The sequence below is a fragment of the Endoryza foliicola genome, assembly GCF_050589245.1.
Classification (GTDB): domain Bacteria; phylum Bacteroidota; class Bacteroidia; order Chitinophagales; family Chitinophagaceae; genus Endoryza; species Endoryza foliicola.
In genome coordinates, this window is record NZ_JBOBEW010000001.1 from 167,246 (window position 1) to 193,844 (window position 26,599).

Below are 26,599 nucleotides of genomic sequence, written 5' to 3' on the forward strand. Positions count from 1 at the left end.
AGTTTAAAGTGAATCGTCGTTGGCAGCTCTTTTTAATATCTCTTTCTCTTCATCTGATAGTCTGTTGTATCCTTCTTTACCAATCTTATCTAGAATGGCATCAATTCTTTGCTGTGTTAAATTAGGCACTTTTTTAAAAGGGGTTTTTTCAGTATCATAGAAATATGCCCCGCGAAAGGTTTCCTTAGCGGGTTTAGGAGGAGTAAATAAATTTCCGAACCAATTGAAAAATCGGTTCATTCCATTTCCCCAGTCGTTGCCTTTTTTCCATTGATTCATATAGATGAAACCAAAAGCTGCGGCAGCCAACTGAGAAATATGGGTGCCTTGCATTATTTGATCGGCTACGCGCGCAAAGTCAATCAACACAAAAATAACGGTGATCACCCAAAGCGGGATTCCTCCTAAGATCATAGGAAACAATCTATAATTAGGCGCCAGTACAGTTGTAGCAACTGCAATTCCCATAACACCGGTAGAAGCACCGAGCAAATAGGATCCGCCGGAATAGGGTTTGAAAGCGGGTACCAGGTTCATTGTAATCAAGAAAATGGCGGCGCCTACTAAACTGCTGTATATAAAAATGGGGAAGATGGAACGATTTCCCGACAAGTCTTGAAGAATGAATCCAAATACCCACAACCAAATCAAATTACTGATAAGGCTAAACACATCGAATTCAAAGAACATATAAGTAAAGAAGGACCAAACTTGGGATAAGAAGGCTTCCAATCGGGCTGGTAGAATCATTTTATTGAATACCGTTAAGCGGTAATGCTGGATGGCCGCGTCTGTATTTTCTTTGTCTACAGTATACACCAGCTGTAAGAATTTGAACAGGCAGAACACGATGGCCAGAATGGCAATCAATAAAATCAAGGAATTTCCGGACTCTCCAAACAAAGGTTTTGAACTTCGTTCACGCATAAGATCTTTATTTATTGAATTAACAACTAAAACTCAAACAGGTTGATTAATAAAAGGTTTTACGGTTAGTTCTATTGGAATAAATTACCAATACCAGACCTACAAGCGCACCACCCAAGTGCGCCCAGTGCGCGATATGGTCGTTATTACTAGAATCCAATCCACCAAACAAATCAATCAAAATAGTGCCTATTGCTATGTATTTCATTTTTATTGGGAAAGGAATAAACCCAATAAACATCTCAGTATTTGGAAATAAATAAGCAAATGCGGCCATCAATCCCATAATAGCGCCCGATGCTCCCACAACGGCATAGGCTTGGCCAATTATCAGTTCTGCCGCAGCAGCACCAAGACCACAGATCATATAAAACTCCAGAAATCGCTTGGATCCCCACCGATCTTCCAAATGATGTCCAAAAATGAACAAAGCAATCATATTGAACAAGATGTGCATGATATCTATATTCCCCATCTCAGGGTTACCTGTATCATGCATGAACATATGGGTTACAAGTTGCCAAACCTTGAAATTGCCGGTTTGGAAGGTCCATAATGCGCCATATTCTTCCAGGTTGAATCCAATCTTAGCGAAATAGATTTGAAGAATCCAAACAATGACATTCGCAATGATTAGGCCTTTTACAACTGGCGTCATTCTATTTCCGGGTCTGTAATACATAGGTGATCTTTTCTATTTTCTAAGAATCAGTTGCGCCACATTCTCAATATGAAGGGTATGTGGAAACATATCAACCGGTTGAATTTTGGTGACCTCATATTTTGCTCCCAATAAATTTAAGTCACGAGCTTGTGTGGCCACATTGCAACTTACGTATACAATGCGCGGAGCTTCCATGTCTAATAGCTTTTGCACCAATTTCTCATGCATTCCTGCTCTTGGAGGGTCTGTAATGATCACATCCGGTTTTCCTTCCAGAGCGAAGAAAGCATCGTCACATATGTCAATTACATCACCGGCATAAAAGCTCGTATTCGTTAGTTCGTTCAAAGCAGCATTTTCCTTTGCATCGTCGATAGCCTCTTTAATGGTTTCTACTCCAATGATTTTGGCAGCTCCCTTACTCACAAAAATGCCAATACTTCCTGTTCCACAGTACAAATCATATACCGTTTCCGTTCCTGACAATTCGGCAAAATCACGGGTTACTTGATACAGTTTTTCAGCCTGAGCGGTATTGGTTTGAAAGAACGATTTAGGACCGATTTTGAATCGAAAATCTTCCAGCGTCTCCATCGCATACCCCTTCCCGTGGTACACAATCGGTTCTAAATCATATAAACTGTCATTCGCCTTGGTATTGATGGTATACAACAAAGTAGTGATTTGAGGAAAGTTCGCTACTAAGTGATCCAATAAAGGTTTAAGCTGATCCGGTTTATTCTCGGCCACTACTACATTCACCATTAACTCGCCCGATCTACACAAACGCACTTGCATGGTTCTTAAAAACCCGGTGTGCATGCGGATATCGTAAAAAGGCCACTGATGGTCGATCGCCCATTTCTTCACTGCTTTGCGAATTTCATTGGTAGGTTCTGCTTGTAAATGACAAGTATCAATGTCTACAACCTTATCGAAGAACCCTCTCACATGGAATCCACCCACATCGGAATAAGACGATACATTGGGATCATTCAACTCTGCAGCGGAGAGGTATCGTTTGTTGCCAAAAGTGTATTCAATTTTATTTCTGTAGTAACGATCGTTATCGGCCCCTACAATGGGCATTATTTCGGGGAGTGGTACTCTTCCAATTCGGTGCAACACATCGAATACTTGCTTTTGCTTGTATTCAAGTTGTTTGTTGTAAGGAAGCATTTGCCACTGGCAACCACCACAAACACCAAAATGTGTACAGAAAGGCTGCACACGATCTTTCGACATTTCATGGAAATGTATTGCTTTGCCTTCGGCCCAATCTTTCTTGCTCTTAGAGATGCGAACATCTACTAGGTCTCCGGGAACGGCGTCTTCAATAAAAATCACTTTGCCATCTACTCTGGCCAAACAACGTCCTTCGCCGGCGTGATCTTCCACTCGAATGGCGGGAAGCACCACATTTTTCTTTTTTCTTTTCACCTTACAAATATAACCCATCCGCTTGTACTTGAGGCAGGTATACTACCTTTGTTCTTCATGAACCAAAACCCCCGAACTTCTTATAAAGGCATCTATTTCATGCTGTTAGCCGCTGCTGCCTTTGCTGTTATGAGCGGGTTTGCAAAGGTTCTCAAACCTCATTATGATGCCGCTCAATTGGTTTTTTTCAGAAACATGGTTGGATTGCTAGCCCTTCTACCCTCCTTTCTCATAAAACCTGTAAAACAAAGTGGCGGTCGATTTGGCTTGCTACTGTTCCGCGGCATCATGGGCAGTTTTGCCCTCTACACACTGCTTTTCAATATTTTACATCTAACCATTGGGGCAGCAATGACGTACAACTCTATCAATACTTTCTACATCGCATTGATTGGAGGTTGGTTCTTGAAAGAAAAATTGAATAGCATTAGTTGGGTTTGTATTGTGTTGGGATTTATCGGGGTTTTGTTGATCTATCGACCCGATATCGATTTCAATTGGCAATACCATGCTATTGGATTACTTCATGGATTGTTTTCTGCCATGGCCTATTTGTCAATCGGGTCGCTGAATAAATACTACGATACCCGAATCATAGTACTGTCCTTTTTAGTGAGTGGCATCGTACTTCCTTTGTTAGGGATGTGTATAGGAGCCACCGGATGGGTTGCCACGGATCATTTTTTCTTTCCGGAGTTTCCAACAATCAGCTCGGACAGTCTTTGGTATTTGGCAGGCATGGGGATCAGCGCCCTCTTGGGTCAATACTTTGTGACGCTGGCCTACTCCAACGATAAAGCAGGTATTGTAGCAGCCATCGGATACAGCAATATTGTATTTGGGTTGATGGTGGGAATTGTGTTAGGCGATCCCAATCCAGGATGGATCGCTTCTATCGGAATTCTATTAGTAATACTAAGCGGAGTCATTCTCTCCCTTTTTAAAAACAAGATGCCCGAAAAAAAGGAATAGGGGCTTCCTGATTTTCGGGCAACACTGGTTTTTCACCTTATAGCTTATTCGCCAGACTTTGGCTTTGATTCATTGTATTTTTTCTCGGCTTCTTTCGCTTTCTCAAAATCGAGCACTACACCGTTAATACAGTAGCGCAATCCGGTTGGAGGTGGACCGTCTTCAAAAACGTGTCCTAAATGCGCGCCACAACGACCGCACAAGGTTTCTGTTCTCGACATACCATGAGAATTATCGGGTTGGTACACGATGCTTCCCTTTGTAATAGGTTCATAGAAGCTCGGCCATCCGCAACCGCTGTCGAACTTTGTATTGCTCTTGAAAAGGGCATTACCACAAGCTGCGCAGTAATAGGTGCCTACTTCATCGAATTTTTCAAACTTACTGGTCCAAGGTCTTTCAGTCCCTTTTTGACGTGCGATATAGTACACATCAGAAGGTAGAATTTTCTTCCATTGTTCCTCGGTGAGGTTTACTTTACTAGTGTCTGTTCTGGAATAAACAGAACTATCTTTTTTTGTGTCCATAGTTGCTTTTGTCGTTTTTGCTACGGGCTGTTGGGCTTGTGTGCAATGCTGCAAACCCAATGATAATAAAGCCATTAGCAGTATTGAAATCTGTCTTTTCATACGTGTGTTCTTATTCATAACAAATTTACGAAGTAAGGGTTCGTTGGGATTGTCGGAAAACCGACATACAGGCAATCTTAACATATTGTTTGAGGGCCAAGAGAGACCAAATTTAATGGCAATTTATTTGGTTCTATCCTTTATATTTGTCCATACACTAAGATAAGCAAGCAAATGTTCAATTTAATCTTATTTGGCCCTCCGGGAAGTGGGAAGGGCACGCAGTCGGAAAAACTAATTGCTCGTTACGGATTAAAGCATTTAAGCACCGGTGATATTTTGAGAAGTGAGATTGCAGCTCAAACTCCGCTTGGATTGGCAGCTAAAAGTCTGATGGACAAAGGTCAATTGGTTCCTGATGAGGTAGTTATTGAAATGATCAATGTTGCCTTGGAAAACAATCCTCAAGCAAAAGGATTTTTGTTCGATGGTTTTCCTCGCACCACCGCTCAAGCTGAAGCACTCGACAAATTACTCGCCAGCAAAAACAGCGCAATCAATGTTGTACTGGCTTTGCAAGTAGGTAAAGAAGAACTCGTGGTTCGTTTGTTGAATCGCGGAAAAACTTCCGGAAGAAGTGACGATACCAATGAAGCGGTTATTCGTTCTAGAATTGAAGAATACGAAAAGAAAACAATGGCAGTGGCCGACTATTACCGTCAGTACAACAAAGTTGAACTGGTAAAAGGCGAAGGAACCATTGATGAGATCTTCGCAGCTTTGAGCAGCGAAATTGATAAAAGAATGTAAGAATTTTAGATTCCATAAAAAAGCCGCTTCAAATGAAGCGGCTTTACTTTTTTATTTCTTCAATAAAGAATCGGCTTTACTGATTGACTCTAATATTCTCTTCTTAACCGCTTCTACGGTCGACTTCTCTCCTTCCAAATATTGAATGCGTTTAGGAATATCATTCTCTAAACTATCCATACTGAACTTTTCCATCCACATATTCATACTGTTTTCAGCAGAATTCAATTCTTCTTGTGCTTGGGTTAAAGCTAGCAAATAGCTATTGTCCACTTTATTTTTGGGAACTTTTGCCAAGCTATCTAATTGAGTACGAATATCACTTAAGAGTTTTGTGATCTTACTCATTTTGGCCATACCTACATCGTGGCCGTCCATTACTTCTTTAAGCAATGAATCTTGTTTTGTTTTAGGAACATCGGAGAAACCGTTTGTTCTCTGTTCTTCGGGCTTTGCGGATGGTTTGCACGATAAAACGGCAAATGCCATTATTGCTAAAAAGAAGAATGTCTTTTTCATAGTAAAAAATTTAGAGAAGTCCTTCCACACGTTGTGCAACAAAATCCCAGTTTACTACATTCCACCAGGCGTTGATGTAATCGGGGCGACGATTTTGATACTTTAAATAATACGCGTGTTCCCACACGTCTAATCCTAAAACAGGATAGCCCTTTACATCTGCAACGTCCATTAATGGATTGTCTTGATTTGGAGTAGAACTTACTACCAGCTTTTTATCGTTGGTGAGTACCAACCATGCCCAACCGCTACCGAAGCGGTTTTTACCTGCATCTGTGAATTGCGTTTTGAAAGCATCAAAGGAGTTGAAATCCTTTTGTATTGCTGCTGCTAGTTTACCTGAAGGTGCATTAGAAGCAACGGGGGCTTTCATTGATTTCCAGAACAGTTCATGATTGTAATGACCACCGGCATTGTTGCGCATTTTAGCACTAAAGCCGGATATCTTAGAGAGTAGTCCTTCTAAACTTACTTGTTTCACATCTACCTTCTCTGCCGTTACTGCATCCGTCAAGTTCTTGGTATAAGCAGCGGCATGTTTGGTATAGTGGATTTCCATGGTCATGGCATCAATAATTGGCTCGAGTGCAGTATAAGCATAAGGCAATGCCTGTTGCGTATATCCAATTGGATCTGCAATGAGTGGCGAATACCCTTTTGCCCAAGACGGCAAAATGGTAACGGCCGCTCCGGCCAATGTAGCACTCTTCAAAAAATCTCTTCTATTGCTTGATGATTGATGACTCATGAGTTCGAATTTTAAGTAAAGCTAGTCCAATATTTTATTCTTTCACGTAGGCGGCCGGGTCTTTAACAAATTCATTTTTGCAAGACTCGGAGCAAAAACCATACACTTTCCCTTTATAATGAGCAGTATCCTTTGCATCGGGGCTAATGGCCATTCCGCAAGAAGGATCTTTTTCATTCGCCAACTTTACTTGTGCAGTAGGAGCGGCAGTAGGTTCAGTACTCACTTTATCGGAAGCAGGTTTTTGTTCACTGCATGCTGCAAGTGAAAGAACAAGTGAAAAACCAATAATCAAACGTTTCATATAAATCGCTTTTATAAATTAACACAGATCAGTTTACATATTTACGTTTCCACAATATAAAACCTGTAATAGAAAGTAATCCCGGACAGAGTCCAAAGATAACGTACAGTACTTTTATCCATTCAGGACCAAAACGACCAGTATGCAAAGGAAATGCCAATGCATCGAGCTTTTCGCCAGCCGACATATCTCCTAATAAGTGCTTGTGATGCAAAGCACCTGTAACAGGGTCGAAAGCAAACTGATTCTCCCCTTTGAAGAAGAAACCATCTTCGGGCAAGTCGCCGTGAATCATCACCTGCTTGCCCTTTTGAGTTGGCATTCGAACCGCCATGGCTTCAAATCCGGGGTATTCTTTAAGTACGGCTTTGTACAAAGAATCGAATTTACCAGAGTAGTCAACATGTCCTTTTACAGCATGTTTGTTTTTCTCCCATGTCTCTTTTTCATATACAAAAAGATTCAACCAAAATCCGGTAAAGAAAATGATAATGGCGATCAATGAAGACCATACACCAATTGTTCGATGCCAATTGGAATTCAGAATTCGAAAACTCCTTTTACGAAGTGGCAATCGAAACAAAAGAGCACGAAGAAGGTGTTTGCGATAAATGAGTAGGCCGGTTAATGCTGATATTACCAAACTGATTCCAAACAATCCGGTAAAAAGCGCTCCCGGAATACCCATTTGAAAACTGAAATGAAATTGATAGATCCAATTCATCAGTCCACCCTCAAGCGTATTCAACTTACCCGCTCTATACACTTCTCCGGTATAAGGATTCATCGAAACCACTCCCAGATCATAAGTCCATACATTGCCGTCATTGGTGTATGCCCGAAACTCATAGGTTTCATGCCCATCGGCACTTTCCGGATTGACCCAAGAAATGGCTGTGGCGTCCGGAAACTTTGCCAATGCAATTTTATACATACTATCCAGCGATAAAATATGATCGCCTTTCTGTTGAATTTCTCTCCATTCTTCATTCAGTCCCTCATCTAATTCTTCACCAAAAACCAATAAGGTTCCGGTGATCGAAAATAACAAGATGAAAATACCTGATATCAAGCCGGCCCATTTATGGACCGCGTATAGCTTTCTGTAAAATTTTGACATGTGGCTGTTGGTGTATTAACGCGATGAAATTACCAAGAAATAAAACACATGACACAGATATTTTACGTTTTTAATAGGTGCAAACTGGGTTAAAGTTGACGGGACATAAAATCTACGTTCCCCTAGTTTTTATTTTCTAACTTTGATCAATATTTGCTTGCTTGTTATGTATCAATTGGAAAATTACGTATTTGGTTCCTGGATCAAAGCTGATGATACAGGCCAACCCTTATTCAATGCCGTTACCGGCGAAGCCATCGCTTCGGCTTCAACAAAAGGTTTAAGATTTTACGACATTGCTCAGTATGCGCGTACCAAGGGAAACCCCGCTTTGCGAAAAATGAGTTTCCATGAAAGAGGACGGATGTTGAAAGCAATGGCGATTCATTTGCGCGAACACTTACCAAAGTTTTATGATATTAGTTATCAAACAGGTGCTACAAAAGCCGATAGCTGGGTAGACATTGAAGGCGGCATTGGAAACCTATTTGCCAACGCATCATTAAGAAGACGCTTTCCAGACACACCCTTTTGTATTGACGGTGAAGCTCACAACCTAAGCAAGGGCAATACTTTTATGGGCACCCATATTCTTACACCGAAAGAAGGAGTGGCCATTCATATCAACGCTTTTAATTTTCCTGTATGGGGAATGTTAGAGAAAATTGCTGTTAACTTATTGGCCGGTATGCCTTGTATCGTAAAGCCTGCCACCGTTACCAGCTATCTTACAAATGCTGTAGTTCAAGAGATGATCGCTTCTAAAATATTACCGGAAGGCGCATTGCAACTGATATGTGGCAGTGCCGGCGATCTATTGGATCATGTAACCTCACAAGACGTAGTAACGTTTACAGGAAGTGCCAGCACCGGATTGCTCTTGAAATCGAATCCGAATATTTTACGAGAGAACACTTCCTTCACCATGGAAGCCGACAGTTTGAATTGTATTGTTTTAGCACCGGATGTAGAGCCCGGCTCTGAGAATTGGAATGTTTTTATAAAGGAGATCAGAAAAGAAATGACCTTGAAAGCCGGTCAAAGATGTACCGGTGTTCGTCGGATATTGGTTCCTGATAGTAAATTAGAAGCGGTTGCAGAAGACCTAAAAAAATCCCTGGCTCAAACAGTAATTGGAAACCCATTGAATGAAAAAGTGAGAATGGGTTCGCTTGCCGGAGAACAACAGCGGAAAGAAGTACTGGCACAGGTCCAAAAATTGTTAGCAGCATCTCAATTGATCTATGGCTCACTCGATAGTGTATCGGTAGTAGATGCCGACAGTACAAAAGGCGCTTTCTTATCGCCACTACTATTACTTAACGAACGCCCTTTTGAAACAGAAGCAGTTCATGAAGTAGAAGCATTTGGTCCGGTGAGCACATTGATGCCTTATAAAACTTTAGAAGAGGCGATCGTATTGAGTAAGAAAGGCAAAGGGTCATTGGTTACAACCATTGTAACCGGAAACCCTTCGCATGCAGCGCAGTATACCATTGAAGCAGCTACTCATCACGGACGCGTTTTAGTATTGAACGATGAGTGTGCAAAAGAAAGTACCGGTCATGGTTCTCCCTTGCCACTATTGGTGCACGGCGGACCGGGAAGAGCCGGGGGTGGAGAAGAAATGGGAGGATTAAGAGGTGTGAAACATTATATGCAAAGAACGGCCATACAAGGTTCTCCGGCCATGATAAGAGCCATTACTCAAGTGCATCAACCACACGCACCTGGAATTGATCCCGGAAAACATCCTTTTAAAAAGTATTTCGAAGAATTACAAATTGGTGATCAGATCATCACCGATAAACGAGTAATTACAAGTGAAGACATCACTCGTTTTGCCGATTTAAGCGGAGATCATTTCTACGCACACCTAACGGATACTGATTTCAAGGGCACTATGTTCGAACAACAAGTGGCACATGGATATTTTATCATGAGCATTGCGGCAGGTCTGTTCGTAGACAGCTATGAAAAGAATCCGGTTCTATTAAACTATGGAATAGATGAACTTCGATTCACCAAACCGGTTTATCCCGGAGCATCTATTTATATTCGCTTTACTTGCAAAGAAAAATTGCCTTCCGATAAAAAAGAAGCAACAGATCTTTCCAAAGGCATTGTAAAATGGTATGTTGAAATGATGGACACAACAGATGATCCGATTGTAGGGGTCGCCACCATTTTAACGATGGTTCAAAAGAAGGGAGAATAAACACGGAGGCTCGAGGACTCGGAGTAATGTAGTACTGTAAGTCCGACAAAGCGCTCGCTCATTCTTTACTATCTGAAAGTTGATTACAAAAATGTGCAAATCGTTCATTTGTAGATTAAGACAGCAGCTTTTGAGTTAGCACAAGGCTGAATACGACAAGAGACAAAGCGAAAAAAAATTATACAAGAAACTTAGCTAAATAAAACAGTTTCGCAATTTTAAATCATTAACAGCAATGAATACTGCTTACGTAAAAACAACTGTTGACAATCATATCGCTCAAATTGAGTTTTATCATCCTCAAAGCAATTCTTTACCTGCAGCTATTCTGGAAGAATTATCGCATGCAATTGTAGAAGCCGGAAAAGATCACAATATTCGAGTGATTGTATTGAGATCTGCAGGCGAGAAAGCTTTTTGCGCAGGTGCTAGCTTCGACGAGTTGATTGCCATAGAAACAGAAGAACAAGGAAAGAAATTTTTCAGTGGCTTTGCGCATGTGATCAATGCCATTCGTACCAGTTCAAAATTTGTAATTGCTCGTATTCAAGGCAAATGTGTTGGAGGAGGTGTGGGTATTGCCGCTGCCGCTGACTATGCCATTGCACTTGATACGGCATCAGTGAAGCTCAGCGAATTAGCAGTAGGCATCGGTCCATTTGTAGTTGGACCCGCTGTAGAAAGAAAAATCGGCAAAGCTGCCTTTTGTGAATTATCAATTGACGCCGGCAATTGGCGTTCTGCTACTTGGGCAAAAGAAAGAGGCTTGTTTACTGATTTATATAGTACGGCAGAGGTATTGGACGATGCTGTGAACAAACTGACTCTTCAATTGATGAATTATAATCCGGATGCCATGGCCGCATTGAAAAAAATACAATGGGAAGGTACCGAGCATTGGGAGCACCTGCTTTTTGAGAGAGCCGCAATTAGTGGCAGTTTGGTTTTAAGTGAATTTACCAGAGCCGCGATTCAGAAGTTTAAAAAGGCTTAGTACTACACTAAGCCATTCAATAACAAAAAAGTTGCTATACCGGCCAAATACCCGATTAAAGCAATCCATGCGATCTTTTTCAAATACCATCCAAATTCAATCTTTTCAATTCCCATGGCTGCAACACCGGCTGCAGATCCTATGATCAAAATACTGCCCCCTGTTCCGGTACAATATGCGAGGAATAGCCAAAAGTTATGGTCAACATGGAATTGATCAAGCGAATACATTCCCATTGAAGCGGCTACCAGTGGCACGTTGTCCACTACTGCCGAAAACAATCCAATCAATCCAACGATAATAGTATTGTTGCCGATAGAAGATTGTAAACCCTCTGCCGCAGCTACAAGCACACCGGTTGTTTCCAATACTGCTACCATCAAAAGAATGCCGAGAAAAAATAAGATGCTCGGGGTATCCGCTTTTCGAATGGCGTATACCACGCTGAAGAAGTTTTTATCCTCACTACTTTTTCCCGCGTGAAGTATTTCAGTGATCACCCAAATTATTCCCAAACCAAGCAACATACCCATATAGGGAGGTAAATGCGTGAAGGTTTTAAAAACCGGCACCAGTATAAGAATACCCAATCCACTATAAAAAACGATAGAACGATCTCGATTCGAAATAGGCGTTGCATTAGAAGTTTCGGATATCGGCGCTTCAAGAGCAGGACCCTGAAATTGAGAGCCCACCAAGAATAAAGGAACCAACAATGAGATCAAAGAAGGAATGAATAAATGTATTACAATTGAGGATGTTGTAAGTTGTCCACCGATCCATAACATCGTTGTTGTAACGTCTCCAATAGGCGACCAAGCTCCTCCTGCATTAGCGGCAATTACAATCATTCCGCATAGCAACAAGCGCTTTTTGGAATCGCCCACCAATTTCCTAACAAGAGATACCATCACAATTGCCGTAGTCAAGTTGTCGAGAATGGCACTAAGAAAAAATGCCAACAAGCTTACGGTCCACAACAACTTCTTTGCACTTATGTTTCGAATTCGTTGAGTAATGATTTCAAATCCTTCATGTGAATCAATCAATTCAACAATGGTCATGGCGCCGAGAAGGAAAAACAAGATGCCGGCAATGCTGCCCAAATGTGATTCTAAATGATGATTAACAAGATCAGTTTCATTCGACATGGTAACATAGATCGTCCAACAAAGAACACCTGTTATCAATGCAGTGGCTGCCTTATTAAGTCGAATCACATGCTCAAATGCTATCGCAGCATACCCCAAGCAAAACACTACAATTAATAAGGTTACCATAAGTTCTCACTTTAAAATTAAAATGCCTTCTTTTAGAGAAGGCATTTACTATCAATTTGTTGATCCTTCTTAGATATTCAAGCCACCGCAAACACTAATGGTTTGACCGGTAACGTAGGCGCCCATTTCCGACGCAAGGAATAAAGTTGCATTCGCAATATCTTCCGCTTTGGCAAATTTCCCCAAAGGAATATTTTTCAAATAGGTTTCAGCATTGCCGCCTTCTTGCAAATAAGAAGTCATATCCGTTTCAACAAAACCGGGAGCAATGGCATTGCAACGAATGTTTCTACTTCCCAATTCTTTCGCAACACTTTTAGTAAAGCCAATTACACCTGCTTTACTGGCAGCATAAACGCTTTGTCCGGCATTACCTGTTTCGCCAATAATAGAGCTCATGTTTATAATTGAACCAAAACGAGCTTTCATCATTGGTTTAATTACAAGCTTGGTCATATAGAACACACTGTTCAAGTTGGTATTAATAACGTCTGTCCATTGATCAGGAGTTAAACGCAACAACAAGTTATCTTTTGAAATACCTGCATTGTTCACACAAATGTCAATTGTGCCGAATTCTTTCAACACATCGTTTACAAAAGCTTCGCAATCTGCAAAAACACCTGCATTGCTTCTATATGCTTTTGCTTTCACCCCTAGGCCTTTCAACTTCTCTTCCAAAGCTGCCGCTTTAGGGGCACTTGATTCACTTACATATGTAAAAGCAACAGCTGCTCCTTGTTCTGCAAACTTTATAGCAATGGCTTCTCCAATACCTCTTGCCGCACCGGTAACGATCGCTACTTTTCCTTCTAATAATTTCATGTTGATTTGTTTTGGAAGCGCAAAAATACTCTATGCTATTGAATTTTAAATACGTTCGCGCCAATCTCTTTGATTTCTTCTACATATACCCTGTTATTCGATAAACGAGGCACTTTGTGTTGCCCGCCTAGCTTTCCTCTTGTTTTCAACCACTGCGTGAAAACCCCTTTATTGATTGCATGCACTATAGGTAGGCCCAAAGCAATGCTTTTGTGACGCTTGGCTTCATAATCTGAGTTAACGGCTTTCAAAGAAGCATCTAAATGCATGGTAAAGGTTTCCAAATTGTCTGGTGCACGCTCAAACTCAATCAACCATTCATGGGCACCATTCCCTGTTTCCCCGAAATAAACGGGAGCTGCCGTATAATCGTTCACAATGGCTCCTGTGGCTTCACAAGCTTCAGCAATGGCTTTGTCGGCATTCGCAACCATCAGCTCTTCTCCAAAGGCATTGATATAGTGTTTGAGTCGGCCACTTACTTTTATCCTAAACGGCGCTAAACTCGTGAATTCAATAGTGTCGCCTAATAGATAACGCCATAACCCACCATTGGTGCTAATTACAGGCGCGTAATGCTTCCCTAGTTCTACATCGCCGAGGCCAATGGTTTTTGGATTCTCTTTTCCATATTCTTCTACCGGCATGAACTCCATAAAAATACCGTGATCGGTAAACAGCAACATGCCGTCATTACCGGGTATATCTTGTGCAGCGAAGAAGCCTTCGCTGGCATTGTACATTTCCAGGTAATTGATCTTCTTCCCAATTAACTCATCAAATTGTTGTTTGTATGGGGTGAAGGAAACACCACCATGCATATACAATTCAAGTGAGGGCCATACTTCCGAAATGGTCGATTTTCCGGTTAGCTCTAATATTCTTCTGAATAGAATCAAGGTCCAAGTAGGCACTCCCGATATTGAAGTGACATTTTCCTTGATCGTACTCTCTGCTAATTTTTCAATTTTCGACTCCCATTCATCCATCAGTGCAATACTAAGATCCGGAGTGCGAATCCAGTGTCCCCAGAATGGAGAGTTTTGAAGCAAAACGGCACTTAAATCGCCATAATTCGCGTCTTCATTTAATGGATTGATGGTATGACTGCCTCCAATCACCAATCCTTTGCCGGTTAGCAAATCGGATTCGGGATTGAAAACATAGTATAAGGAAAGTACGTCTTTGGCTGCTTTGTAATGGCAATCTTCCAAACTCTCGTCCGTTACCGGAATGAATTTACTCTTAGAACTGGTAGTGCCGCTACTTTTAGCGAACCAAGTTACGGGCGTATTCCAGAGCACGTTCTGCTCTCCATTCATGATCCGATCGATATACGGCTTCATGTCTTCATACTCATGAATGGGCACAGCCTGCTTGAAGGAACGAATATTGAACAGCTTGTTGAATTGGTATTTGCGACCAAACTCTGTATACTGGGCCGCTGTGACCAAGTTTTGAAGCACTTCTCGCTGTGCCGTGATGGGATGGCTTTTCCAGCCGTCAATTCGCCAGAGGCGAAGACGTGCAAGGGATGATATGGCAGGCGATAGAAACTTCATTGGTAGCAAAATAAGAAAGTTATCCCACCCAAAAAAAGCAAAGCGTCAGGATTCAGTAAAATAGGCGCTATATCCAGTGCCGGTAAGCCGAATTTAATTTGGCTTTAATTTCTTCTTTCAGCGTTTCGGGGGCAAAGCAATGGCGCAGCGCTTCAAAATTGCAATGTTTCAGATGGTCAATGGTCCATTTGAACTCTTCTAACATAATGTCGTATTCTTTGCCAAGAGTGGTATCAGAAATGGCTCGCGCGTCGGTATTGATGCTCATCGACACGCCCGCATCATAAATAGTAGTGGCGGTATGCTCCTTCAAACTGGGGAATACATTGGTTTGTACATTACTGGTAGGACATACTTCCAAATGAATGTCTTTTGCTTTTAAATGCTCCAATAAATTGGGGTCCTCGGCACTTCTTACGCCATGCCCAATTCTAGTGGGGGTAAAATGCTCCAATGTTTCCCAAACGCTTTCGGCTCCTTTTGCCTCACCGGCATGCGCCGTACAAGGAATTCCTTTGGAGCGAGCATAGTTAAAGGCCGATTTATGTTCGTCAATTGGAAAGCCGGCCTCATCAGCAGCAATATCAAAGCCAACCACATATCGATTGCGAAAGGCTTCCACCAATTGAACCGTTTCCATACTTTGAGCTTCTTTGAAATGGCGAAGGGTACAAAGCAATAAACGCCCTTCTACTCCTGTAGCTCGAATGCCTTCTTCAACGGCCGCATCTACTATGGTTACCACTTCTGTTGCAGTTAATCCTTGAAACACATGTTGCAAGGGTGCAAATCGAATTTCTGCATATACAACGCCGTCTTGCTTCAACTGCTGAAATAAATCGAGGGTCACCAAACGAAGCTGCTCTTCTGTTTGCATCAATTCAAAACCTTTGATGGCTCTGGTTATATAGTCGGCCAGATCAGTGCACTTAGGCGGTGCAATGAAGTCACGGCGGTATTCTTCAAAACTTACATGGGGAGCGAGTTTCTGAACTACTTCGTAACTCAGGCTACAATCCAAATGCAAATGCAGTTCTATTTTGGGGAAAGTTGAAAAGTCCATGGTATAAAAAAGGCTATCGTTTTAGATAGCCTTCGTGAAAGTTAGAAAATTTCTTTTACAACATTGTAGATCACTCTTGGCTTACCAAGTGTATAATAGTGCAATACCGGCACTCCGGCTGCTTTCAATTCCTTCGATTGTTGCAACAACCACTCCGTACCTACTTTCTCTACATCCGCATCTACTTTGCATTTCATAATTTCAGAACTCAATTCAGTTGGAATATCAACGTTGAAAGTTCTAGGAATAACCGAAAGTTGCTTTTTTGAAGTCAATGGTTTCAAGCCCGGAACAATGGGAATTTCAATACCTGCGGCTCTGCAAGCGCTTACGTATTCAAAGTATTTTTTGTTATCAAAGAACATTTGAGTAGTTACGTAATCGGCTCCTGCAGCCACTTTTGCTTTCAGAAACTCAATATCCGATTGTAAGTTGGGAGCTTCAATATGTTTTTCAGGATATCCGGCAACGCCTATACAGAAATTGGTACGGAAGCCTTCGCGAATGTCTTCTTCCAAATAAATCCCGTGATTCAAATCAACGGTTTGTTTTAAAAGTTCCAATGCATTTTTATTTCCACCGGGTTCGGGTTCGAATACCGTTTCGTTCTTGGCAGCATCACCTCTCAACACCAATACATTGTCTACACCAATGAAGTTCAAATCGATCAACGCATCTTCTGTTTCACGTTTATTAAAACCACCGCATATAAGGTGAGGAACAGCATCCACTTTATAATGGTTCATGATAGCCGCACAAATACCAACGGTGCCGGGGCGCTTTCTTACCTCTACTTTCTCAAAAGTGCCATCGGCCTTTTTCTTGAACACAAACTCACTTCGATGATAGGTAACATTGATAAAAGATGGTTTGAACTCCATTAAGGGGTCCAAATGCTCATAAATAGAATTGATGGTTTTCCCTTTCAAAGGAGGCAGGATTTCAAATGAAACCAGGGTGCTTTTCGAATTATTTATGTGGTCTATTACTTTCATCGAGTGATTTATTGTAGTGCAAACTTACTTAAGCTTTTAATTTAATACAAATGCTGTTAAATTCAATTCACAATAGGGCTTAAATGGAAGTATTACGGTATTTTTGTATAAAATCGATATTTGCGTGAGCAGTGAAATTTACACCAGTAACCTCGTTAAAGTATACGGAAAACGTACCGTTGTTAACAACGTATCTGTCAATGTAAAACAGGGAGAAATTGTTGGATTGTTAGGCCCTAACGGTGCCGGCAAAACCACTACCTTTTACATGGTGGTTGGTCTAATTAAACCGGAAGAAGGGGCAGTGCACCTCGATCAAGAAGAGATCACGAAAATGCCCATGTACAAAAGAGCTCAACTGGGTATTGGATACCTACCGCAAGAAGCCAGTGTGTTTAGGAAAATGAGTGTGGAAGATAATATCAAGGCCGTACTCGAAATGACCAAGCTCTCCAAGAAAGAACAAGCCGACAAATTAGAGGAATTATTAGATGAGTTCCGCCTTCACCATGTTCGCAAAAACCAAGGCGATAGTCTCAGTGGTGGTGAGCGCAGAAGAACTGAAATTGCACGAGCCCTGGCCGTAAGTCCAAAGTTCATATTGTTGGACGAGCCTTTTGCCGGCGTGGACCCTATTGCGGTGGAAGACATTCAAAGTGTTGTTGCCAGACTGAAATACAAAAACATCGGTATTCTTATTACCGACCACAACGTAAATGAAACCCTTTCTATTTGTGATCGTGCCTACCTATTGATTGAAGGAAAGATCTTTAAACACGGTACTGCAGAAGAATTGGCAGAAGACGAGCAAGTTCGTCGCCTTTACTTGGGTAGAAATTTTGAATTGAAACGCAAGGATTATCTTCACGAAGAAGCCCTTAAAGGACTTCGCCTAAACGATCCCACAAGCAATGAGCCTGTCTAATATTAAAGTAATTGCCTTCGATGCAGACGATACCCTTTGGGTAAACGAGCCGTACTTCAGAGAAACCGAAGATAAGTTCGCTGCGCTATTGGAGGATTATCTTCCCCTGCATACAACGCATCAAGAGTTGTTCAAAACAGAAATGCAGAATTTAGCACTCTATGGTTACGGCGTGAAAGGCTTTGTGCTCTCGATGATTGAAACAGCTTCACGAATTACCAACCAAACAGCTTCTTTCGAATTAGTAGATAAAATACTGGCCTTGGGAAAAGATCTGCTCGATCGCCCTATTGAACTGCTTCCCAATATCGAGTCTGTTCTCCATCAGCTAAAACCACATTACCGTTTGGTGGTAGCTACTAAAGGTGATTTATTGGACCAGGAAAGAAAACTAAAGAAATCGGGGCTAGAACATTATTTCCATCACATAGAGATCATGAGCGACAAGCAAATGGGAGATTATCAAAAACTGATCAAGCATCTCGATATTCCGGCAACCGAACTGATGATGATCGGAAACTCCTTAAAGTCGGATGTATTACCGGTTTTGGAACTTGGCGGACATGGCGTTCACATTCCGTTTCACATCACTTGGGAACATGAAAAAGTGCACCACAAAATTGAACACCCTTTCTTTACGGAAATGAAAGAAGCAAGTGAATTGCTTCCGCTATTGCTGCCTAAAGAGTAACAGCCTTTCAAACAGAAACAGGTTAATTCTTATTCAACAACTGCTTAAACTCCGCATCGCTTACTTTAACGGGATACTTTGCACGTAAACTGTTTACCCATTTCTCTTCCAAAATTTGTTGATAATCGTTTATCACCAAGCCTTTGGCGTCTTCAAACTTGCGAGGCTCTCGATTCGGGTATACTTTAATGATATATGCGAAAGTGAGGGTTTTGTCTTGCTCATTCATTACCGGGGCAGTGATCAACTTCTCCGAGAAGCGAGTTCTTTCTACAACAGGAATTTGTCCCAGTTCAAATCTTCCCGAATCTCCTTGCAAAGTACCATTCGCCATTTCTAACATCTTCTTCCAAGAGTTGGGATCAGCCTGTAAAGCAGCGGAGGTTTGCTCAAACGTGTTTTGATTGTTCGCAGAAAAAATCAGCGCATCGGCACTGGCTTCCCACCAGTATTTGTCGCGGTTCTTTTGAAAATAATCTTGTAATCCAACCGAATCAGCCGCAGCTGCCTCCCATACTTGTTTCTGCATCACTTCAAAAAGTAAATTTCCTTCAGCGAACTCCTTGATCTGCGCTGCAAATTGCGGATTGAATTCTTCTAAATGTTCTCTATAATACTCGAATGTGGTATTTTGAATGAACTGATCTAATTGCGCTTCATTGGTTTTAGCGCCGCGCATATTCTCAAAGTTCCGAATCACTTCAATATAATTCAGCCAATCTTTTAAAGTTACATTCTTGCCTTTATAGGAGAAGAGCGTTGTGGCGTCGTTTAATTCCGGTGCTTGAGTATAGGTAGAAGCAGCCCACACACTGTCTGTTATCATATTAAACAAGGCTGAATTGAAATTCGCCTTTTTGAAATCAGTTAGGGCAAAGATCTTATTCAATAGAATATTCGATGCGATTGAAATCCGATTGTCGGCAGCTACATACTGACGAAATAGTTCTTTATCATTCGGATTGTTTAGATCGGCTTGTAATGGCACACGTTTGTTTAATTTCAAAATATGATACCCATAGGCGGTGAGCACGGGTTTTGAAATTTCTCCAGGTGCTTTCAATCCAAACGCAGCCGCTTCAAAAGAAGCATCGTATTTGCCAATACCAAAGTCGGGAATTTGCCCACCATTTTCATAACTCAAGTTATCACCCGAATAGTTTTTGGCGAGGTTCTTAAAATCAGCACCCTTTTTTAGTAACACATACAGTGAATCGGCTAACTTCTTGGCTTTGGCTTTCTGAGCCGCACTTGGATCGGGAGGAAATGCAATTAGGATCTGTGAAACACTAACCTTTCCAATTGCGGGTCTAGACTTCATCACTTTAATGATGTGAATTCCTGCTTTTGAACGATAAGGCTTGCTCACTGTACCCGGTTTGGTTGCGTAAGCAAGGGTTTCAATTTCATAAGGAAGGTTCAAAGCGGTAATGTATCCGATGTATCCTTTTCTTGTTTTAGCCAATTCATCGTCTGAGAAACTTGCGGCCAATTGTCCGAAATCAGCACCCTTCGAAGCTTTTTCATAGATCAATTGTGCTTTCTTTTGAATTTCTTTCTGTTGAGCTTCGGTCATTCCGGGCTTGATGGACAAAAAGATATGCGCCAATTCTAAGTCCTTTTTACTTCTTTCCATCGCCTCGTCTACCAATTTGTTCAAACTACTTTCGTCCATCATATAGCTATCAGCTACCTGAGAACGAAAATTATTGACCTCTGCTACTTGAGTGGGCAGCGTGTCCATTTTCAAATCGTACGCTGCTTGAACTTTCAACTTAAATCGAATGTACAAGTCAAGATAGATGCGAAGGTTTTTCTCATCCATTGGTAAGCCGGCATTGTTCTTTTTATAGGCTTCTACAAAAGCATCACGGGTTACCGATTTAGAGCCATAGGTAAACAATACTTGTGAAAAGCTTTTCAATGCCACTACTTGCATCAATACGATCAGCGAAACTTTATACAAATTCTTCATAGAAGATTACTTCGATTTTAACTTTAAGGTGATCACTTCGTCTAATTGATCATAACTCAATTTCTTCGCTACAATTCTTTTGTCTTTATCAAGAAGATATAAGATCGGAGTTTGATACACATCGTACAACTGTTTGTAGCCCGGCTTGTTCGCCGCTTCAATCTCTGCTGCTTTTGCAGGAGTTTGATAAACATGGTACCATCCCGATAGATCGTGTTTTTGAATGAATTCCTTCCAATTGTCTTTACCGCCATCAGTCATTACTCCATAAATGGCCACACCAAGCGCCTTCCATTTGGCTTTGTACATCGAGTCTACCCTAGGAACTGTTTCTTTACAATGGCTACAGGTTGGATCCCAGAAGCACACTACAGTTAAGGGTGCTTGAACGGCATACAAGGGCAAGGGATGATCAGTGGTGTCTACCATTTCCAGATTTGCAGCCGGTTGACCAATCAGGTTCGCCATTAAACTATAGGCCCGTTTGGTCATGAAATCCATGTACTGCTTGGTAAAGAAATTCGTATGTCCGGTATTGATGTATTTTTCGAACAGATGTACAAAAACGGCATCCTGACCCATGTATTCCGGATTGATGTATTTCTGAACGAAGTACACCATGTAATACTTGAAGGTTTCATCGTTGGCCCGGCTGTACACAACAATCCGATCTACTTCTTTAATTAATGAATCGGGTGCAGGCACTACCAATTCTCTGAAGTATCGATTGAGTTTGTTTTCGAGGAAGGGCGTACGAATCAGTCGCTCATCATAGAAACTGATGCCATCCCAAAAATGCGATTTGTAATAATTGTATGCATAAACCGAATCGTACTTTCCTCCGGGATGCTTATCTGCCGGAGGTATCACCGGATCGCGCATGGCTTTGAACAGCGTGGCCAACAAAGCTTGCGGATTCTTTTTGATGATGCTGTCGCGAAACTTATCAACTGATTCTGCAATTTTCTTTCTCTCTTCAATCAACTTTACACTATCAGCAGCATTTGCAAGTGCTAATTGCTGACCTATTTGAACAGATTTCAATCCTGCTTCGCCGGCAAATTTGCTGTAGCGAGAGAACAAACTGTTTTCGGGTGAATTGGTAAATACAATGGAAGCCGGAATTTTTGCTGTATCGGCGCTTACTTGAAATTGTTGTTGTTTATCGAGCAGTAGTTCGAATAAGATCTCCATTCGCGGAGATACTACAAAATAGATGCCTCCCGGAAGTGCTTTTTTCCCTTTAAAAACGCCTTTGCTGTTTTGATCGAGGATGGCAGAATCGGCCAAGGCTTTTTTTGTACCGTAATAATAGCCTAGGTATACTTTTGAATTTTTGAAAGGCTTTAGGGTAACAGCAATGGAATAACCGGTTTGAGCTTTTACAGCCGCAAAAACGGTCAATAATAAGGTAAGCGTAACGAGTTTCTTCATGGTCATGGTCCTTCTAACTACTAAATTATCAATATATAACGTGTTTTTCACGAAATCCTTGTGAAAGCAGTTTGTTAATAGATGTATTTTAAGAAGATACGAGTTGCAAAGGGCTTGCGTTAGGTCCCTAAATTTATTTATTGGAGCGTTTTGTTCGGGCACTGCCGGTCCCGAATCGCTGTGCTCTCGGGACGGGCTGCTTGCGCCAGCAACCTAAGGCCTAATGCCTAACAGCCCAAAGCCTAATACCTAATTACCATCTTTGTAGTACATTTAGACTCAAAATCTCTGCTTAATGAAATGGAAATTCCTCACAGTCGCCCTGTTCTTTTCGGGGGCGGTTGCCGCACAGCAAGTAAATATCAATCAACACTTTAAAAATTGGAAGCCTCGAAACATTGGTCCGGCAGGCATGAGCGGTCGTATTACCGCCATTGATGCCGTTCACAGCAATCCCAATATCATCTTCTTGGGAGCAGCTTCCGGAGGTGTTTGGAAAACAACCAATGGCGGCAATGAATGGACGCCGGTTTTCGACGAACAGCCCTTGCTGAACATCGGTTCCATCGCCATTCAACAGTCCAACCCCGCCGTGGTATGGGCCGGAACAGGTGAAGGAAACCCCAGAAACTCATTAAATATTGGAGAAGGTATTTACAAATCGATGGACGGGGGAAAATCCTGGAAAAAGATGGGATTGGACAAAACCCGCAACATCCACCGCATTATCATCGACCCTACCAATCCACAAGTAGTATATGCTGCCGCTATTGGCAACCCCTATGGAGAACATCCTGAGAGAGGTGTGTTTAAAACAACGGATGGAGGAGAAACTTGGTCGAAAATTCTCTACGCCAACGATACCACCGGTTGTGGTGAATTGGTGATGGATCCTTCTAACCCTAATAAATTGATTGCGGCATTGTGGCAGCACCGCCGCCAACCCTGGGTGTTCAAAAGCGGCGGACCTGGCAGCGGACTCTATATTACCTACGATGGTGGGAAGAACTGGAAGAAACTGGATAAAGAAAACGGAATGCCCGAAGGCAATATCGGAAGAATTGGTCTCTCCTTTTCAAGATCCATGCCCTCAAGAGTGTATGCAAAAATCGAATCTTCAAAGAACGGCTTCTACAGAAGTGATGACGGTGGATTGAACTGGAGCTTGGTGAATGCCGGCCCCGAAGTAACCGACCGCCCCTTCTATTTCCAAGAAATTTATGTAGACCCCGCGAATGAAAACCGCATCTATGATATCCATTCTACCGTAACCCTTACGGAAGATGGTGGCAAGAGCTTTTCAACCCTCATCCCCTACAGTGGTGTACACCCCGATCACCACGCGTGGTGGATCAACCCCAAAGACCCCAATTTTATCATCGACGGTAACGACGGTGGTATCGCTGTTTCACACGATAGAGGCAAAACTTGGCAATTCGATGAGAAGCTTCCTATTGGACAATTCTATCATATCAATGTAGACAATCAAATTCCTTACAATGTAATGGGTGGTATGCAAGACAATGGTAGCTGGCATGGACCTGCTTACACTTGGACCAATGGCGGTATCCGCAACTATTATTGGGCCAATGTGGGTGGTGGTGATGGCTTCGATGTAATGGCCGACCCTGATGACCCCAATTGGATCTACAGCATGAGCCAAGGAGGCTATCTCGGAAAATCAAATATCAAAACAGCAGAAAGCTGGTTCTTACGTCCGGGCGTAACCGATCCCAAAGTAAAACTCCGTTACAACTGGAACTCGGCGATGGCGCAAGACCCCACCGATTCTAAAACGATCTATTACGGAAGTCAATTCTTATTCAAAAGCACCAATAAAGGAGCTACTTGGGAAGTAGTATCACCCGATTTAACCACGAACAATCCGGAACAGCAAAAACAAAACGAAAACGGTGGATTGACTTTGGACATCACCGGCGCGGAAACTTACAATACCATTCTCGCCATTGCTCCTTCTCCTAAACAAGCAGGGGTAATTTGGGTGGGAACCGATGATGGCAATGTGCAGCTCACGACGGATGGCGGAAAAACCTGGACCAATTTCAGAGGTAAGATTCCCGGAATGCCCACCGGCGCTTGGGTACCTCAAATTCGCGCATCCAATTACAATGCCGGTGAAGCCTTCGTAGTAACCAACGATTATAGAAGAGGAGATTTCAAACCTTATATTTTCCGCACCACCGATTTCGGAAAAACCTGGACTCGATTGGCAGACGATACTAAAGTAAAAGGCTATGCGCTTACGATGATTCAAGACCCCGTTGAACCCAATTTGATTTTTGTTGGAACTGAACATGGCTTGTGGGTGAGCATGGACAATGGAGCCAGCTTCCAACAATGGAAAAACGGTTATCCTGCTGTTTCAACCTATGATTTTGCTATTCAAGAAAGAGAAGCCGATTTGGCCATCGCTACTTTCGGAAGAAGCTTGTGGATATTGGATGACATTCGTCCGCTCAGAGCATTGGCCGCAAAGAAAGGGCAGCTTTCAAAATTGTTGACGGTATTTCCTGCTCCTGAAGCGTACAAAGCGAATTATCGTCCTGCCATGGGTTACGAATGGAGCTTGGCCGGTTTGTACGATGCATCGAACAGGCCTTATGGAGCGGCGATTTCCTTTTTAATCAACAAAACGAAAAAGCCTGCGGACACCACCAAGAAGACTTTGAGCGATACGGTGTATGTAAAGATCTACGATCAGCAACGCAATCAAATTCGTTCATTGAGATGGAATGTAGACAGTGGTTTCCAGCGTCAATATTGGTATATGGAAGAAAAGGGCTATCGTTTCCCCGGAAGTCCAAAACCAAAGCCTGATGCTGATGAACCCGGCGGAGACGAGGCATTGGCGGGTACGTATAAAGTTCTGCTCACTTACAATGGCGAAAGCGATTCAACCATGATTGTAGTAAAAGACGATCCACGCATTGGCAATAAGAACGAAGCGAAATTGGCACAGCGTGCGTTGGCGAAGCGTTTGAGAGCCAGCGGCGACAAGTTGATTGCCATCACCGATCGTTTCAATGAAGCGGAAGAGATCATCAACAAGGTAAATGCCAGTTTGGATAAGATAGAAGGAAAAGAGGCCGATAGTTTGCGCAACAGTGCGAAACCGATCTTAGACTCTATTAAAGTATTACGAGAAAAAATTTCCGGTAAGAAGGTAGACAAGCAAGGATTATCGGCCAGCTTGGATCCAACCATTCAATCGCGCTACTACGAAGCCTACAATTATATCGGCGCTCGACTGCTAGCCCCCGGAAGTTTTGAAACCGCTTTGGTGGAAAATTCCGAGAAGGAAATTGCCGAGCTCGCTAAAACCGTGAATGGGTTCTTCGACACCAAATGGAAAGCCTATCAAAGTTTGGTAGAAAGCACGAAGATTTCCTTGTTTAAGAGTTGGAAGGCGATTGAGTAAATTGCCAAGTCTTAGAAATGCACTAACAAAAACGCCTACAAGATTTTGTAGGCGTTTTTGATTATATGAATGTTCTTAATGTCCTACAAAAGCTTCCGGATGATTACGATAATCAACAAACAGAAAATTACAAGATTGATAAACGGACAAAGAAAAACATATAGTGCTATGACTCTACTATTGAGTTGACTATACACTTGCTTCAAGTCGAGTTGAACAATTCTTTTTTTGATATAATAACGGATCGGATAGTGAGTGAAATACCAAATCCCGCCGCTAATACCAACTCCAACATATGGGTTTATAGTAAACGGCAAAAAGGAGATCAGTATAATCTCAATTGCAATTAGTGCGAAAAAACACTCAGTACTCGTAATTGAAGAAGCAATATCCTCGATTGGAATTTTTGGCTTCTTAGCTACTTTAGCACAGAAACTGTAATTGATAAGATATAATAGTTTCATTATAAATCTTTAAAGTCATTGAAGGGTATCGGTTAAGAGAAAGGATGATAAAAGGCTTGGAAATATCCACTGCGCAAAAAAATTATAAAATACACTAGAAATGGAAATCGACGATACTTCGCAACCTCGTAAAACTGTTTTTTAATTTGATACTTTCTTTCTAACAATTTAAACCATTATTATTTACAAGTGGGCAACTCCTTCCAACCGTCAGGGGGTACCTTTACATTTAACAAACAAGCCGGCACTGGAAAATCCTCTAAAAAAACAAATGCATCTGGATTATCGGGAAGTAACTTAATAAAGTAAGCATCGCCAAATGTCTTCATTCCTCCTGGCGTATGGACCAAATCGGTGAATTGCTTTCCTTTATACTCGTATTTTACTCTTGACATGATTCCACCTTTATAGCCTTCGGAATATACAATTGTACAAATCGAATAAACACCGTTGTTGTAAACTTTATTTCTTCTATAAAGTTGATTAGCAAAAAGCAAAAAAACTATCGATAAGAATACAATTAATAGCCTCTTATTCTCTTTGAAAGTTTCTTTTCCTGTTAAATCCATTTTAAAATCTATTTCATGTTACCCACAAATTCATTCTCTGGCAATCAATACATCTTCAAGACCTAATTTCGTGTACAAATCACATAAGATTC

General features: G+C 41.8%; 24 protein-coding genes. 7 read left to right on the top strand and 17 right to left on the bottom strand.

Translation table 11 applies throughout. The annotated features are described in order from the left end of the window. Window positions 1-3: 3 nt before the first annotated feature. From ACQ2HE_RS00675 to rlmD, 3 genes are read right to left on the bottom strand one after another with little or no spacing between them, the layout of a single operon-like run. Window positions 4-927 carry a rhomboid family intramembrane serine protease gene (locus ACQ2HE_RS00675; protein WP_430895537.1) on the bottom strand — a complete coding sequence of 308 codons (924 nt, stop codon included), beginning with the start codon at window positions 925-927 and terminating at the stop codon, window positions 4-6. A gap of 46 nt (window positions 928-973) precedes the next feature. After that, entirely contained in the window at window positions 974-1,609 is a 636-nt protein-coding gene (locus ACQ2HE_RS00680) for a rhomboid family intramembrane serine protease (RefSeq protein ID WP_430895535.1), read from the bottom strand. A 12-nt stretch (window positions 1,610-1,621) separates the two neighbouring features. After that, window positions 1,622-3,031 (bottom strand): 23S rRNA (uracil(1939)-C(5))-methyltransferase RlmD, encoded by a 1,410-nt coding sequence (gene rlmD / locus ACQ2HE_RS00685; protein WP_430895533.1) that lies wholly within the window; start codon window positions 3,029-3,031, stop codon window positions 1,622-1,624. A 57-nt stretch (window positions 3,032-3,088) separates the two neighbouring features. On the opposite strand from rlmD, the gene ACQ2HE_RS00690 reads away from it, so the two are divergent. Then, the gene (locus tag ACQ2HE_RS00690) at window positions 3,089-4,003 is read left to right on the top strand and encodes a DMT family transporter (protein WP_430895531.1); all 915 of its coding nucleotides are present in this window, start codon (window positions 3,089-3,091) and stop codon (window positions 4,001-4,003) included. Between the two features lie 44 nt (window positions 4,004-4,047). Here ACQ2HE_RS00690 and msrB read toward each other — a convergent pair whose 3' ends face one another. After that, the gene (gene msrB / locus ACQ2HE_RS00695; RefSeq protein WP_430895529.1) at window positions 4,048-4,632 is read right to left on the bottom strand and encodes a peptide-methionine (R)-S-oxide reductase MsrB; all 585 of its coding nucleotides are present in this window, start codon (window positions 4,630-4,632) and stop codon (window positions 4,048-4,050) included. A gap of 174 nt (window positions 4,633-4,806) precedes the next feature. Between msrB and ACQ2HE_RS00700 the strand changes: the two genes are divergently transcribed. Further along, window positions 4,807-5,382: an adenylate kinase gene (locus ACQ2HE_RS00700; protein ID WP_430895527.1), complete on the top strand. Its 576-nt coding sequence runs from the start codon at window positions 4,807-4,809 to the stop codon at window positions 5,380-5,382. 51 nt (window positions 5,383-5,433) lie between these two features. On the opposite strand, the gene ACQ2HE_RS00705 is transcribed toward ACQ2HE_RS00700, so the two are convergent. Genes ACQ2HE_RS00705 through ACQ2HE_RS00720 form a run of 4 tightly spaced genes read right to left on the bottom strand, consistent with a single transcriptional unit; the run spans window position 5,434 to window position 8,073 of the window. Continuing rightward, window positions 5,434-5,901: a viral A-type inclusion protein gene (locus tag ACQ2HE_RS00705; protein ID WP_430895525.1), complete on the bottom strand. Its 468-nt coding sequence runs from the start codon at window positions 5,899-5,901 to the stop codon at window positions 5,434-5,436. A gap of 10 nt (window positions 5,902-5,911) precedes the next feature. Beyond that, the gene (locus ACQ2HE_RS00710; protein ID WP_430895522.1) at window positions 5,912-6,649 is read right to left on the bottom strand and encodes a superoxide dismutase; all 738 of its coding nucleotides are present in this window, start codon (window positions 6,647-6,649) and stop codon (window positions 5,912-5,914) included. A 34-nt stretch (window positions 6,650-6,683) separates the two neighbouring features. After that, window positions 6,684-6,953, bottom strand: a complete 270-nt coding sequence (locus ACQ2HE_RS00715; protein ID WP_430895520.1) for a YHS domain-containing protein — start codon at window positions 6,951-6,953, stop codon at window positions 6,684-6,686. Between the two features lie 28 nt (window positions 6,954-6,981). Then, the gene (locus ACQ2HE_RS00720) at window positions 6,982-8,073 is read right to left on the bottom strand and encodes a PepSY-associated TM helix domain-containing protein (protein WP_430895518.1); all 1,092 of its coding nucleotides are present in this window, start codon (window positions 8,071-8,073) and stop codon (window positions 6,982-6,984) included. Window positions 8,074-8,239: 166 nt separating this feature from the next. Between ACQ2HE_RS00720 and paaZ the strand changes: the two genes are divergently transcribed. Together paaZ and ACQ2HE_RS00730 are read left to right on the top strand one after the other, a co-directional pair. Then, window positions 8,240-10,291 carry a phenylacetic acid degradation bifunctional protein PaaZ gene (paaZ, locus tag ACQ2HE_RS00725; protein WP_430895516.1) on the top strand — a complete coding sequence of 684 codons (2,052 nt, stop codon included), beginning with the start codon at window positions 8,240-8,242 and terminating at the stop codon, window positions 10,289-10,291. Window positions 10,292-10,526: 235 nt separating this feature from the next. After that, the gene (locus ACQ2HE_RS00730; protein ID WP_430895514.1) at window positions 10,527-11,285 is read left to right on the top strand and encodes an enoyl-CoA hydratase/isomerase family protein; all 759 of its coding nucleotides are present in this window, start codon (window positions 10,527-10,529) and stop codon (window positions 11,283-11,285) included. Between the two features lie 2 nt (window positions 11,286-11,287). Here ACQ2HE_RS00730 and nhaD read toward each other — a convergent pair whose 3' ends face one another. The 5 genes from nhaD to ACQ2HE_RS00755 all read right to left on the bottom strand — a co-directional run bounded on the left by nhaD (window position 11,288) and on the right by ACQ2HE_RS00755 (window position 17,010). Next, window positions 11,288-12,565, bottom strand: coding sequence for a sodium:proton antiporter NhaD (gene nhaD, locus ACQ2HE_RS00735; protein ID WP_430895512.1), 1,278 nt, complete (start codon window positions 12,563-12,565; stop codon window positions 11,288-11,290). Window positions 12,566-12,634: 69 nt separating this feature from the next. Beyond that, window positions 12,635-13,390 carry a 3-oxoacyl-[acyl-carrier-protein] reductase gene (fabG, locus tag ACQ2HE_RS00740; RefSeq protein ID WP_430895510.1) on the bottom strand — a complete coding sequence of 252 codons (756 nt, stop codon included), beginning with the start codon at window positions 13,388-13,390 and terminating at the stop codon, window positions 12,635-12,637. Between the two features lie 35 nt (window positions 13,391-13,425). Further along, complete coding sequence (locus ACQ2HE_RS00745; RefSeq protein WP_430895508.1) at window positions 13,426-14,952, bottom strand: GH3 auxin-responsive promoter family protein; 1,527 nt, start codon at window positions 14,950-14,952, stop codon at window positions 13,426-13,428. 67 nt (window positions 14,953-15,019) lie between these two features. Further along, window positions 15,020-16,015, bottom strand: a complete 996-nt coding sequence (gene add / locus ACQ2HE_RS00750) for an adenosine deaminase (RefSeq protein ID WP_430895506.1) — start codon at window positions 16,013-16,015, stop codon at window positions 15,020-15,022. 41 nt (window positions 16,016-16,056) lie between these two features. Then, the gene (locus tag ACQ2HE_RS00755) at window positions 16,057-17,010 is read right to left on the bottom strand and encodes a methylenetetrahydrofolate reductase (protein ID WP_430895504.1); all 954 of its coding nucleotides are present in this window, start codon (window positions 17,008-17,010) and stop codon (window positions 16,057-16,059) included. A 124-nt stretch (window positions 17,011-17,134) separates the two neighbouring features. Between ACQ2HE_RS00755 and lptB the strand changes: the two genes are divergently transcribed. After that, window positions 17,135-17,935: an LPS export ABC transporter ATP-binding protein gene (gene lptB, locus ACQ2HE_RS00760; RefSeq protein WP_430895502.1), complete on the top strand. Its 801-nt coding sequence runs from the start codon at window positions 17,135-17,137 to the stop codon at window positions 17,933-17,935. Next, window positions 17,922-18,626, top strand: coding sequence for an HAD family hydrolase (locus ACQ2HE_RS00765; RefSeq protein ID WP_430895500.1), 705 nt, complete (start codon window positions 17,922-17,924; stop codon window positions 18,624-18,626). Before lptB ends, ACQ2HE_RS00765 begins: the two co-directional genes overlap by 14 nt. 22 nt (window positions 18,627-18,648) lie before the next feature. Here the strand turns inward: ACQ2HE_RS00765 and ACQ2HE_RS00770 are convergent, their stop codons facing one another. Then, complete coding sequence (locus ACQ2HE_RS00770) at window positions 18,649-20,601, bottom strand: peptidylprolyl isomerase (protein WP_430895498.1); 1,953 nt, start codon at window positions 20,599-20,601, stop codon at window positions 18,649-18,651. A 6-nt stretch (window positions 20,602-20,607) separates the two neighbouring features. Further along, on the bottom strand, window positions 20,608-22,086 hold the full coding sequence (locus tag ACQ2HE_RS00775) for a redoxin domain-containing protein (protein WP_430895496.1): 1,479 nt from the start codon (window positions 22,084-22,086) through the stop codon (window positions 20,608-20,610). Between the two features lie 244 nt (window positions 22,087-22,330). Here ACQ2HE_RS00775 and ACQ2HE_RS00780 point away from each other — a divergent pair, with 244 nt between their 5' ends. Continuing rightward, complete coding sequence (locus tag ACQ2HE_RS00780) at window positions 22,331-25,474, top strand: WD40/YVTN/BNR-like repeat-containing protein (RefSeq protein WP_430895494.1); 3,144 nt, start codon at window positions 22,331-22,333, stop codon at window positions 25,472-25,474. Between the two features lie 83 nt (window positions 25,475-25,557). On the opposite strand, the gene ACQ2HE_RS00785 is transcribed toward ACQ2HE_RS00780, so the two are convergent. Together ACQ2HE_RS00785 and ACQ2HE_RS00790 are read right to left on the bottom strand one after the other, a co-directional pair. Next, on the bottom strand, window positions 25,558-25,938 hold the full coding sequence (locus tag ACQ2HE_RS00785; RefSeq protein WP_430895492.1) for a hypothetical protein: 381 nt from the start codon (window positions 25,936-25,938) through the stop codon (window positions 25,558-25,560). A 179-nt stretch (window positions 25,939-26,117) separates the two neighbouring features. Then, complete coding sequence (locus ACQ2HE_RS00790) at window positions 26,118-26,507, bottom strand: hypothetical protein (RefSeq protein ID WP_430895490.1); 390 nt, start codon at window positions 26,505-26,507, stop codon at window positions 26,118-26,120. Window positions 26,508-26,599: the final 92 nt, after the last annotated feature.

What these genes read in the sequence shown, in the direction of transcription:
- msrB (WP_430895529.1), bottom strand. Translation starts at nt 4,632, where the DNA reads ATGAAAAGACAGATTTCAATACTGCTAATGGCTTTATTATCATTGGGT.
- ACQ2HE_RS00680 (WP_430895535.1), bottom strand. Translation starts at nt 1,609, where the DNA reads ATGTATTACAGACCCGGAAATAGAATGACGCCAGTTGTAAAAGGCCTA.
- paaZ (WP_430895516.1), top strand. Translation starts at nt 8,240, where the DNA reads ATGTATCAATTGGAAAATTACGTATTTGGTTCCTGGATCAAAGCTGAT.
- nhaD (WP_430895512.1), bottom strand. Translation starts at nt 12,565, where the DNA reads ATGGTAACCTTATTAATTGTAGTGTTTTGCTTGGGGTATGCTGCGATA.
- ACQ2HE_RS00730 (WP_430895514.1), top strand. Translation starts at nt 10,527, where the DNA reads ATGAATACTGCTTACGTAAAAACAACTGTTGACAATCATATCGCTCAA.
- ACQ2HE_RS00720 (WP_430895518.1), bottom strand. Translation starts at nt 8,073, where the DNA reads ATGTCAAAATTTTACAGAAAGCTATACGCGGTCCATAAATGGGCCGGC.
- add (WP_430895506.1), bottom strand. Translation starts at nt 16,015, where the DNA reads ATGGACTTTTCAACTTTCCCCAAAATAGAACTGCATTTGCATTTGGAT.
- ACQ2HE_RS00790 (WP_430895490.1), bottom strand. Translation starts at nt 26,507, where the DNA reads ATGGATTTAACAGGAAAAGAAACTTTCAAAGAGAATAAGAGGCTATTA.
- ACQ2HE_RS00765 (WP_430895500.1), top strand. Translation starts at nt 17,922, where the DNA reads ATGAGCCTGTCTAATATTAAAGTAATTGCCTTCGATGCAGACGATACC.
- ACQ2HE_RS00755 (WP_430895504.1), bottom strand. Translation starts at nt 17,010, where the DNA reads ATGAAAGTAATAGACCACATAAATAATTCGAAAAGCACCCTGGTTTCA.
- ACQ2HE_RS00780 (WP_430895494.1), top strand. Translation starts at nt 22,331, where the DNA reads ATGAAATGGAAATTCCTCACAGTCGCCCTGTTCTTTTCGGGGGCGGTT.
- fabG (WP_430895510.1), bottom strand. Translation starts at nt 13,390, where the DNA reads ATGAAATTATTAGAAGGAAAAGTAGCGATCGTTACCGGTGCGGCAAGA.
- ACQ2HE_RS00770 (WP_430895498.1), bottom strand. Translation starts at nt 20,601, where the DNA reads ATGAAGAATTTGTATAAAGTTTCGCTGATCGTATTGATGCAAGTAGTG.
- ACQ2HE_RS00700 (WP_430895527.1), top strand. Translation starts at nt 4,807, where the DNA reads ATGTTCAATTTAATCTTATTTGGCCCTCCGGGAAGTGGGAAGGGCACG.
- ACQ2HE_RS00745 (WP_430895508.1), bottom strand. Translation starts at nt 14,952, where the DNA reads ATGAAGTTTCTATCGCCTGCCATATCATCCCTTGCACGTCTTCGCCTC.
- ACQ2HE_RS00675 (WP_430895537.1), bottom strand. Translation starts at nt 927, where the DNA reads ATGCGTGAACGAAGTTCAAAACCTTTGTTTGGAGAGTCCGGAAATTCC.
- ACQ2HE_RS00715 (WP_430895520.1), bottom strand. Translation starts at nt 6,953, where the DNA reads ATGAAACGTTTGATTATTGGTTTTTCACTTGTTCTTTCACTTGCAGCA.
- ACQ2HE_RS00705 (WP_430895525.1), bottom strand. Translation starts at nt 5,901, where the DNA reads ATGAAAAAGACATTCTTCTTTTTAGCAATAATGGCATTTGCCGTTTTA.
- ACQ2HE_RS00785 (WP_430895492.1), bottom strand. Translation starts at nt 25,938, where the DNA reads ATGAAACTATTATATCTTATCAATTACAGTTTCTGTGCTAAAGTAGCT.
- ACQ2HE_RS00690 (WP_430895531.1), top strand. Translation starts at nt 3,089, where the DNA reads ATGAACCAAAACCCCCGAACTTCTTATAAAGGCATCTATTTCATGCTG.
- ACQ2HE_RS00710 (WP_430895522.1), bottom strand. Translation starts at nt 6,649, where the DNA reads ATGAGTCATCAATCATCAAGCAATAGAAGAGATTTTTTGAAGAGTGCT.